We start from the raw sequence: 9,124 nt of genomic DNA, 5'->3' as shown, positions 1-9,124 counted from the left end.
GATCGGGTGTCAACAACCGCAATCCTCTCAGACAGGGCACCAATCCCCAAACAGCGCGACCCAAGTGCCGCGGTAGCGGCTTCGTTCAATCCACCTCCAACGCCAAGCGCAAAGCCATCCGTCTGATTTTGTTGTTTTTTTGAGTCCGGGTGCCTTCAGGTGGATTCCGGGTGGATTCCCCGGTGGAATCCAGTGTTGCTAGCGAAATCCCGCGCTCAGCCCCCCCGTATACAAACGAGGCCTGGGAGGAACCATGGGAGGGGGGCTAACGCAGTACGCCCGGAAGTTTGTTCCCCGGGCGTTCTCCTGCGATGATGGATGTATGAGTCAAGAGGGGCAGGTCTGTCAATGGGTTGGTTCAGAGCATTGCGGCCGTTGAGACATCGTGCAGAGAACGATGGCAGGGAGCCCGACTCGTGCTCAACTGGAATACACCGTTTGCGCCCGCAGTATCTCCAGCTCCGTATAGGATGCGATGTCCTTTCGGCTCTGATGCTGTAACCACGTCCGACGGCGTCTGATGTGCCAATGTGGGTTGGTCGCAATCCACATTGGAGCCGGTTATGTCAGAGATTGCGAGTACAGTTCGAATTCGCTTCCGAACACAACATTCAACAAGGCGGGCGAACACTGTTCTCAGCGATGCTATGGAAAGCTCGCCGGCATAAGAGATCGCCATTTCAGTTTCGGGCTGTTCTTCAAGTGCTCTGCAAGCCATCCTGCCCGCTTGAGAAGCTGAGCACCAAGGAGCGTTTGGCATGAGACAGTTCTTCACCAGTCGCCCCATCGCCACTTCGCTGGTTGTCGTTGCGGGTTATTTCACCATCCTCGCGGCGCCGGCGATACGGTCGTCTCAGGCTTTCGGCGGCGATCCCTCCCGGTCTCCACAACAGGCTCCGATCGATCAATTGGTCACCGAGATCCTGCTTGCGGCCTCTGCCGTTGCGATTGTGTTCCTTCTTGGTTGGGCGAGGCAGGCAAGGCTAACATCGCGTCCGGCATGGAGCGGATTCTGGTACGTTTTGGTCCCGACGATGATCACGCTTGTTATGTTCGGCGCGGCCGTTCTTATCGCCAGTCAGGGCGAAGCCGACTTCTCTGCCCTGATCTCCAGCGGCCTCCCGCAATCGATTCTGCTCCTTGTTCTCTTCGTTGGAGTTTTCGAGGAGGTTCTGTTTCGCGGCATACTGCTGCATGGATTTGAGCTCCGCATCGGCCCCGTGGCAGCGCTTTTTGCGTCCTCATTCGTCTTCGGAATCAGTCACTACGTTAACTGGATCAACGGGCAAAGCCTGGCAGCAACCCATCCACAGGTTATCCACGCCGGGCTCTCTGGCATCCTCTATGGTGCAATTGCCCTCCGCACGCGATCGGTCTGGCCCGGGGTGCTTTTGCATGCGCTATGGGATTTCGTGGTTACCATGAACCATGCCTTGATTGGTGATACCTTCGGCACAGCGGCAGACCCCACGACAAGTGGCGCCTTCGTGCAGGTCTTCGGCTTCTTGTTGCGCCACTTTGAACCGATTCTGGGGTTGATCGCCCTCGCGGGGTGGTTCCGTTGGCAAAGGCGTCAGGTCGACCAGATGCAATGATCGCTTTCTCTGATCCGGATGACGGCCTCTGTCGATAGACACGAACCTGTCCGGCACGACTTGCCTTTTGGTCGCTGGAACGTACCTTCAAGCGACCTCCCAATCGAATCGTGCAACCAGGATAATCGGAAACACCCATGTTCAAACAAATCGGACTATGCCTCGGCCTCATCATTGCCGCCAGCGCGGCTCAGGCCTTCGACCGGCAGACAACCAACGCCCTTAAAGCCTGTCACGACTACATCTGGGATGTACCGGAATTCAAGGACCTGCCGAATGCGGCGATATCGGTCTTTCCGGGCTCGGAGAATGGCGACAAAATCGTGGTCAACTGGAATGTGAACTGGGATCAGCCGACTGTTCAGGCCGCTGGCAACTGCACGGTCATCAGCGGCAATGTTGAAGGATTCGAGGATTATACCAAATGAAGCTGCGCGATGGATCTACTGTTGCTGTGGCCGTGAACGACCGAAAACAATCGCGCGGACTGCGACTGCCCCTTTTGGCGGTTTCTGCATTCGGGCTCATCACCCTGTGGGGATGTGGCGCCACCGAAGATGAGGTACGAACGGCCGCGACTGTCGGTGCCTCGGCTGCACTTGCTGCGGAAGCCTCGGAGGAGGCTAAGAAGGCGACAGACTATGACGCTATTGCAAAAGAAGCAGTCGCCGATGTCGATACCACCGGTTTCGATGCTCTTACCGACTAGACAACCCATCGCAGGGATGGCCGGGACATGGGATCATTGAAATGGGCGGCTCTGCTGATAGGCGTGGTCCTTGTCATCACCCTGCTGTCTGTTCCGCAGGTTCGGTTCCTGTTCTTCGGGATGCCGGAGCGACGATTGGATGGGCGCTCGATCGCGCTTGATGCTGACGACGCGCCGTCAACGCCTGTTCCGCCCCGCAGCAGGGTGGAGCGGGCTTTGACAGATGCCGGTCTGAGCGCGGAGCCACTGCTCGGCGACATTGCAACCTCAGGACACCTCACCCGCCTGGATGCGGGAGAGGTAACAGTAGACCAATTGCTGAACTACGCGGAGCATCTCAATGCACTGGCGTTCCGGACCAAGGGGGCGGGTCGCCAGATCCCGTCAACCTTCTGGGATGTGGAGACGGACCAGATGCGCGTCGATGGTTGGACGCCATATCGGGTTGTTGCTGCGCTCGCATCGACTGAAGGCCGACCATATATCGACGCTCTCGGCGTCGCCTATACCCGTTTCCACGCTTTCAAGGTTTCCGAACCCGGTGCTGACGATACAGCTCTCGACACGGCCCTGGATTTGTTCGAGCCAGCCATCAGACTGATCGACGAGGTGCCGCGGGAACACATGCTTGAGACATCCGAGCACATCCGCAGCAAGGAGCAGGCCGCTCTTTATCTTTGGCAGCAGCTCGTCGTCGGATCGTCGCGCCGCAACCCCCTGACACATATCAAGCTGTTCAATCACGGCTTCGCCCAGCGGTTTCATGTCGGGACCATCTGGCAATATGACACCGGAATGGCCCAGGATAATTCTGCGATCTGGGGAGTGTCTGGTTTTGCGCCACGATATGTCGGCCCGCCTGAGAACAACAACCAGGTCGAGCACATGTCGATCAGCATGACCGTTCAGGGTATCCTGCGCGAGCCGCTGCAGATTCTTCAGGCCTTCGAAGAATTTGAACGCCTTTCGGGCCCCGTGAACTCGGAAGAAACCGCTGCAGACGAAGCGTTGAATCTTGCGGTTCGTCAGACTTTCGTTCCGAACCTTGAGAACGACCTGCAAGCCGCGGTGTCTGCCTTGAGAGAAACCCTCCGCGCGCCTTGAGTGCTTGCGTCACGTCCTTTGGCGCCGTCGTGCCGACCTGCTGATGCCAACTCCACAACATCAGATTGAAGGCTCGAAAACCCGTGCGAATTTATCGCGGTACAAGAAGGTCTGGGGCGCGGAAAGATATGCCCTTCGGGATGGGGTCCTTGTACGGCAGATCGGTTCCCCATCTCGATTGTTGACCCCGACCGCAGCGAATGGGAGGTTTTGATTCGACCGACGCTGACACCATCGAATGGCTGGTCCCGGGACAGTCGCTGCGCCGCCGAAATCTCGGTGCCGCAATAGCGAGCATCATCTTCGGCACTCTGCACCTGCACCCGCTGCGCCTGCAAAAGTCCGCAGTGTCCGCTGACCGTTCCCTTGTGCCGGCTGCAGCGAACGGCTGCTCCAATCGAGTCCGAACCCATTGCGGCCGTTTACCGACCCATTTTGGCCGGGTGCATGACCTTACGTTGCGTCGATCCACTTGGCCCTCGAACATTCCACGGTTCGAACTTTGGCATCGCCGCAGAGACGTCGATCTCTCTCAGCAACCTGGAGGTTGCCAACCCGTCCCGGATCCAGCCCAGCGCCCACCACCAATCCACGTAGGCCCGTCTCGCTCCCTCGATCTGATCCGGATGCGGCACCCACCTCACCGGACAGGCCAGCACATCGACGGTCCGCCAGCGGCCCCGGTAGAGAACACGCTCGGTGGCGACAACAACATTGACGGACCGCTCGCCATGCTGATTGCGCCGGGTTTCTACCGGAACGCAGCGCGGGACAGCGCAGGGAATCCAGTCCGGTGTCAGCCCGGCGCGGGCGAGTTCGGCGATGCGGATAGCCATGCGCCGGCCGCCTAGATCATCTGGCAGCCCCCCGACGATCGCCGCGATGGTTTCGGCATCCTCGTGGGTGCTGGCCTCCGGCTTGTAGCGACCACCGTCAACCTGGCACCCGAGTTGTGCACGCTGGAGCAGGACGTATTCGAGGCCGAAGCCGTGACCTTCGCTGACCTCGTCGGGCGGCATGGGGAGCTCCAGCTGTGCCTTTTCGACCCGGAAGGCCCATTCTAGGAGCGCCTGCACGCCCAGCGCTCGTCTGGTCCCGGCGCTGTTGCGATTGAAACGGGAATGGACGGTCATAGCACACCCCGCATCCGGAGCCGTTCTGGTGTCACCAGTCCGCGGACGAGCAGCATCTCGCACACCCGGCTGGAGATGGCGCTGGGCGGCAGGTAGCCATCGGCGTTGACCATGTCGGCATAGAAGCCAGCCAGCTCATCCTCGGTGGGTGGTGGGGCGGCCACGCGCTTTCTGCGTTTCCCTGCTTTCGACGACGTCGGGGCCGAGGCTCGCTCCATCGCACGGTCCAGCGCTTTGGGGCCGTCCGGCGGGGCGGGATGGTCACGGCGGGTGGCGGCCGCAACTTCGAGGATCTTGCTTTCGCTCAGACGGAGGTCGTCGCGCCAGCGGCGCACATGTTCGCGGGCTGGCCAGCCTTGCCACCAGCCCGGAAGCGCGCTTTCCGGAGTGAAACCCAGCGCCCCGAGCAGCTTCCCAAAAAACTCATCGAAAATGGCATCGCGCGCCTGCGCGTCCTCCTCCTCCTTTACTGGTTTACTTAAAGGTTCCCTTACAGGGTTATTGTCCAGATTCCGGACACGGCTTTGGTCTTTTTCCGGACATGGCTCTGCGCAAAAATCGGACATGGCTCCGTGTCCGATATCCGGACATGGCATTGCCGCATCCACCGTTTTTGGCCGACATTCACCTGCTGGGGCGGATGGTGTTTCCAGCCCTTCAAGCCCGTCTCCGGTTTCCGGACATGGGTCTGTTTTCTCCGGCGAGGGCGGTGCTTCAAACCCGAGGAAGTACCGTGTTGGCCTGCGGCGCTGGGTGACCGGATCGAAACAGGTCACCCGACGGATCAGACCGGCTGTCTCAAGCCGATCGAGATGCACGTTCAGGGTTGATCGGCTGATCTCGCAGTCATGCGCCAGCTGGTGCTGGGAGGGGAAGCAGCCGAAATCGGGATTGTGCCGATCGCACAGATGCCAAAGCACGATCCTGGTAGTGGGTTTCAGCCCGCGCTGTTGAATGGCCCAGTTGGTGGCATTGTGGCTCATCGCGCGACCCTCCTGGATCGAAATTGCACGCAGGGTGGTTTCGCCCTTGCTGTGAACCCGTGCTCGGCCAGCGCGCCCAGCGCATCGTCGACCGACCGCACCAGGGCCCATGCGAAGCCCTGGTCGCGAACGACATCCCGAAAATCCGCCTGTGCCGGGCTGAGGCGCCCGGTCTGGCTCTTGACCTCAAGGAACAGCACCCGGCCGCCGGAGAGGACGATTAGATCGGCAAAGCCACGATGAACGCCCATGCCCTGGAGGATCGCCTGGCGGGATCGAGCGCTTCGGTTGCCGGAAGTCACCTCATTCGCCGAGTGGTGCACGATGGAACCGTGGGGCAGAACGACTCGCAGGGCGTGCACGATGGCGCGCTGGGTGTCGGCCTCGGGATGACAGCGCTTCGTCATAGCCGCCCCTCCAGTTTCTTTTGCAGGAGGGTTGCGAACACATGCGCCCTGATCCGGTCGATGCGCTCCGCGCTATTCGCCTGGATGACCCGATAGGCCAACAGGACGGGGCTTTCCCGGTGATGGGCGACATCAGCGGCAACATCGAGTGCTTCCCGCAGGCGGGCGTCGCGCCATACCGCCCAGGCTGGAGACGGATCCTCGCGGCGCTGGGCGTACGGCTGGCGGCGCAGTGACGCGGCCCGCATCATTTCCGCCCCCGCTTCTTGCTGGTCGGCGGGGTTTCCTGGTTCTCGAGCCAACGCTGAACGACCGCCCGGCGGTAGAGCACCTTTCGGCCCGCGCGCACGCAGGGCGGCCCTGTCCGACGGGCTTCCCAGCGCCCAAGCGTATCGACGCACACCCCAAGTTCGGTGGCGAGCTCTCCGCGGCTGATCCAGCCTGAAAGCACCCTCGGATTTGCCTTTTCCGTGTTGTTTGATTGCTGAAGCATTGCTGTCCTCCTGTTTGCCGCCCGGCGTGGGCGGATGGCGTGAAACAGCGAAAACAGATCAGCAGGGGTGGCGGGGTGGCGCAGGGTGGCATTGGAACGCCGCCCCCTTGCCACCCCTTGTTTTCTTGATCTTCGGGCGAAAGAGCCTGTTTGAGGCCGTTCGCTGTGGTGGCTGCCCGACATGGGAGGTCCAAATGCGGGCCGGGCGGGGTCGAGCTTCAGGATTTACGCACCTGTGAATGCTGCCCAGCGCCGTCGAACGACGTGAAACACCGATGGCAGATCGACAGGGTGGCGGGGTGGCGCAAGGTGGCATTGAAGCGCCACCCCTGTGCCACCCCTTGTTTTGTTGAGGTTCTGGCGAAAACGCGTTTTTGCACCCGGGGACACGCGCGGACGCCCGGCAGCGACATCCCTCGGACCGGGCAAACCATGTTAAAAGGGAGCGCGGATTTGTCCGGATGGCGGGGAAGCGCCCGCGGACTGGAGGCGTGCGATCTATTGAATTCGTTAACCTTTGTTAACGGGCGGAGCGCTGGGGCGACGTGAGGCCGCAGTCCGGGCGTAAGCCATTGGCAATGACCAGTTGCGGAACAGGTCAAGAACAAAGTCGACGATATCCCCAGCGAAGTTGGCTTGCAGAATCGCGATGGCGGCGCTGAATTCCAGCTCAGCCAGATCTCGAACAGGCTGCGCAATCCGGCGATGGACAAGGACGCGAGCGGGCTGGCCCCAAAACAATGTGGACACCGCACCTGCCCAGGTTTTTTCCGGGCCGACTACGTGTGTCTGACGAAGGAGCGGAGCATGGCACTACCCCGGAGAGCATTTTATTCCCTGAACGAAGTCACGGCACGTTGGGACTGCGCACTGGCGGACATCGCCGGTTGGGCGTCTGTTGGCTATTTCGACGTAGTGACGGGAATTCGTTGGGCGCTTTGTGAAACAAGAACGCTCGCCGGCTTCGTCTCCGTGTCGGTGGCCGATATCCTGCTTATGTTCCGCCGGTACGAGACTTCTCTTCCAAGTGGAAGGGTGAAGAGCGTTCGAGCTGCCGGGGAAGCTGATTGGTGCCTCATTACGGATCCCGAAGACGGGATCGAGGTGATGCTGGCCGACCTGATGATCCGAGGCGAGGACGTTCAGCGGTTCGAAGACCAGCATGACCTGCTGCGCCGCCCAGCAGCTAACATCGGAGCGAGTCCGAGATACAACTGGGACGACGCATTCCTTGCCGAGATCCTGACGGTCCATGAACAAGGCGTCCCGGCGACCCAGGCGGAGTGGATCGGCCGGATTCAGGAATGGTTTGCCATGAATACCGAGAGTGGGGACGTCTCGGATGAAAGGACGATCCGACGGCGCCTCAGTCCTGCCTGGAAAATGCTGCGCACATCTGCCTGACGGAGCCGGGTAGCAACGCGGACGGGATCAACCCGTCCTCCGTGCCTCCTCCTCGGCGTCATGCACCAGCTTCGGCCGCGGCCGGAAGGCGCTTGCCACAGCATCGACACCGGCGCGCAGCGGCGAGTCCATCAGGTGGGCATAGCGCTGAGTTGTCTGCACCTGGCTGTGCCCCAACAGCTTGCCGATCATTTCCAGCGAGGCGCCGCCACTGACCAGCAGAGAAGCGAACGTGTGGCGCAGGTCGTGGATGCGAACGTCTGGGATGTTCACCTCCTTCTGGATGTGGATCCAGAACCGACGGATTTCCTGCACTGGCTGGCCCGGCACGTCCCCGGGGAACAACCATGGGCTCCCACGGGGCACCAGCATCTGGCGCTGGCGCACGATGGCCGCCGCTTCATCCGAGATCGGCAGGCGGTGGATCTTGCGCTGCTTGGTCATGCTGGCCGGCTTCGACCAACTCAGGTGCTCGAGATTGAAATGCTCGAACCGTGCCTGCCGGACCTCACCAACCCGGGCGCCCGTCAGCATGCACATCCGGATAATGTCGGCTGCGCGGCGATCTTCGGCGGCATCGAGCACTGCAGCCAGCTTGCGGATCTCCTGCTGGCTCAGGAACCGCTCGCGCGGGTTCTCGATACGGCGGCGAAAGCCAGAGGCCGGATTGTCCTCCCTCCAACCCCAGCTCTGGGCATAGGTGAACATCTTCCGCAGCACTTCACCGGTCCGATTGGCCCGGATCGGCGTGGGTTTCGACCCCTGCAGCTTGCGGGCCCGGTTGTTGGGTTTTGTCTTGGAAGGCCGCGACCGACCGGCGGCGATCTTGTTCAACAGCTTCTCGACATCGTAGGGCGTGATCTCGGTCACAAGCCGGTTGCCCCAGTCGGGGGCCACCAGCTTCTTCAGCATCGACTTTTGGTCCGAGGCGTTGGTCGGCGCCAGGTTCGGCAGGTGCACCTCGACATAGCGGTCGATCAGATCCTGAAACCGCGGCGCCTCGCGTCCCAGTTCGCGCTGGGCGAGCGGGTCCGACCCGGCGTCGATCTCCCGCCGCAGGTCCTTTGCCCGCTCCCGCGCCGCAGTTGTCGACCATTCTGGCCAACGCCCGATCGTCATCCGCCGCTGCCGACCGGCATGGCGGTAGTCCAGCGTGAACGCCCGACTCCCTGAGCGGTAGACGCAGACCGCGAACCCGCGAACCTCTGTGTCGAAGATCTGGTAGTCCCGCCCCACTGCCGGTTCGGCATCCCGAACGGCTTTCTCATTCAATCGCAGTCGGTTGACCATGCAACT

The 9,124-nt window shown here is 61.3% G+C and carries 11 protein-coding genes; 5 read left to right on the top strand and 6 right to left on the bottom strand.

The window, feature by feature from the left end:
• The first annotated feature begins 908 nt into the window (after positions 1–908).
• The 4 genes from CLV78_RS22040 (at position 909) to CLV78_RS22025 (ending at position 3,408) form a co-directional block, all read left to right on the top strand.
• A complete protein-coding gene (locus CLV78_RS22040) occupies positions 909–1,595 on the top strand; it encodes a CPBP family intramembrane glutamic endopeptidase (RefSeq protein WP_158263637.1) in 687 nt (228 codons plus the stop codon).
• A gap of 137 nt (positions 1,596–1,732) precedes the next feature.
• Positions 1,733–2,023 (top strand): hypothetical protein, encoded by a 291-nt coding sequence (locus tag CLV78_RS22035; RefSeq protein WP_106208069.1) that lies wholly within the window; start codon positions 1,733–1,735, stop codon positions 2,021–2,023.
• Entirely contained in the window at positions 2,020–2,304 is a 285-nt protein-coding gene (locus CLV78_RS22030) for a hypothetical protein (protein WP_106208067.1), read from the top strand. The genes CLV78_RS22035 and CLV78_RS22030 overlap by 4 nt, the downstream gene beginning before the upstream one ends.
• A gap of 27 nt (positions 2,305–2,331) precedes the next feature.
• Positions 2,332–3,408, top strand: a complete 1,077-nt coding sequence (locus CLV78_RS22025) for a hypothetical protein (protein WP_106208065.1) — start codon at positions 2,332–2,334, stop codon at positions 3,406–3,408.
• 422 nt (positions 3,409–3,830) lie between these two features.
• On the opposite strand, the gene CLV78_RS22020 is transcribed toward CLV78_RS22025, so the two are convergent.
• Genes CLV78_RS22020 through CLV78_RS22000 form a run of 5 tightly spaced genes read right to left on the bottom strand, consistent with a single transcriptional unit; the run spans position 3,831 to position 6,424 of the window.
• Complete coding sequence (locus tag CLV78_RS22020; protein WP_106208063.1) at positions 3,831–4,541, bottom strand: hypothetical protein; 711 nt, start codon at positions 4,539–4,541, stop codon at positions 3,831–3,833.
• Entirely contained in the window at positions 4,538–5,524 is a 987-nt protein-coding gene (locus CLV78_RS22015; RefSeq protein ID WP_106208061.1) for a helix-turn-helix domain-containing protein, read from the bottom strand. Before CLV78_RS22015 ends, CLV78_RS22020 begins: the two co-directional genes overlap by 4 nt.
• The gene (locus CLV78_RS22010) at positions 5,521–5,931 is read right to left on the bottom strand and encodes a VRR-NUC domain-containing protein (protein WP_106208059.1); all 411 of its coding nucleotides are present in this window, start codon (positions 5,929–5,931) and stop codon (positions 5,521–5,523) included. The genes CLV78_RS22015 and CLV78_RS22010 overlap by 4 nt, the downstream gene beginning before the upstream one ends.
• Positions 5,928–6,182 (bottom strand): hypothetical protein, encoded by a 255-nt coding sequence (locus CLV78_RS24325; RefSeq protein WP_106208057.1) that lies wholly within the window; start codon positions 6,180–6,182, stop codon positions 5,928–5,930. Before CLV78_RS24325 ends, CLV78_RS22010 begins: the two co-directional genes overlap by 4 nt.
• The gene (locus CLV78_RS22000) at positions 6,179–6,424 is read right to left on the bottom strand and encodes a helix-turn-helix transcriptional regulator (protein ID WP_106208055.1); all 246 of its coding nucleotides are present in this window, start codon (positions 6,422–6,424) and stop codon (positions 6,179–6,181) included. Before CLV78_RS22000 ends, CLV78_RS24325 begins: the two co-directional genes overlap by 4 nt.
• Before the next feature lie 636 nt (positions 6,425–7,060).
• Here CLV78_RS22000 and CLV78_RS21995 point away from each other — a divergent pair.
• Positions 7,061–7,828, top strand: coding sequence for a hypothetical protein (locus tag CLV78_RS21995; protein ID WP_245925246.1), 768 nt, complete (start codon positions 7,061–7,063; stop codon positions 7,826–7,828).
• Positions 7,829–7,855: 27 nt separating this feature from the next.
• On the opposite strand, the gene CLV78_RS21990 is transcribed toward CLV78_RS21995, so the two are convergent.
• A complete protein-coding gene (locus tag CLV78_RS21990; protein ID WP_106208053.1) occupies positions 7,856–9,118 on the bottom strand; it encodes a tyrosine-type recombinase/integrase in 1,263 nt (420 codons plus the stop codon).
• Positions 9,119–9,124: the final 6 nt, after the last annotated feature.

The sequence above is a fragment of the Aliiruegeria haliotis genome (assembly GCF_003003255.1).
Lineage (GTDB): Bacteria > Pseudomonadota > Alphaproteobacteria > Rhodobacterales > Rhodobacteraceae > Tropicimonas > Tropicimonas haliotis.
This window is presented reverse-complemented; position numbering and strand designations above follow the sequence as displayed.

Excerpts from the sequence above, each read along its gene's own strand:
- CLV78_RS22035 (WP_106208069.1), top strand. The coding sequence starts at position 1,733 with ATGTTCAAACAAATCGGACTATGCCTCGGCCTCATCATTGCCGCCAGC.
- CLV78_RS22030 (WP_106208067.1), top strand. The coding sequence starts at position 2,020 with ATGAAGCTGCGCGATGGATCTACTGTTGCTGTGGCCGTGAACGACCGA.
- CLV78_RS22025 (WP_106208065.1), top strand. The coding sequence starts at position 2,332 with ATGGGATCATTGAAATGGGCGGCTCTGCTGATAGGCGTGGTCCTTGTC.
- CLV78_RS22020 (WP_106208063.1), bottom strand. The coding sequence starts at position 4,541 with ATGACCGTCCATTCCCGTTTCAATCGCAACAGCGCCGGGACCAGACGA.
- CLV78_RS22015 (WP_106208061.1), bottom strand. The coding sequence starts at position 5,524 with ATGAGCCACAATGCCACCAACTGGGCCATTCAACAGCGCGGGCTGAAA.
- CLV78_RS22010 (WP_106208059.1), bottom strand. The coding sequence starts at position 5,931 with ATGACGAAGCGCTGTCATCCCGAGGCCGACACCCAGCGCGCCATCGTG.
- CLV78_RS24325 (WP_106208057.1), bottom strand. The coding sequence starts at position 6,182 with ATGATGCGGGCCGCGTCACTGCGCCGCCAGCCGTACGCCCAGCGCCGC.
- CLV78_RS22000 (WP_106208055.1), bottom strand. The coding sequence starts at position 6,424 with ATGCTTCAGCAATCAAACAACACGGAAAAGGCAAATCCGAGGGTGCTT.
- CLV78_RS21990 (WP_106208053.1), bottom strand. The coding sequence starts at position 9,118 with ATGGTCAACCGACTGCGATTGAATGAGAAAGCCGTTCGGGATGCCGAA.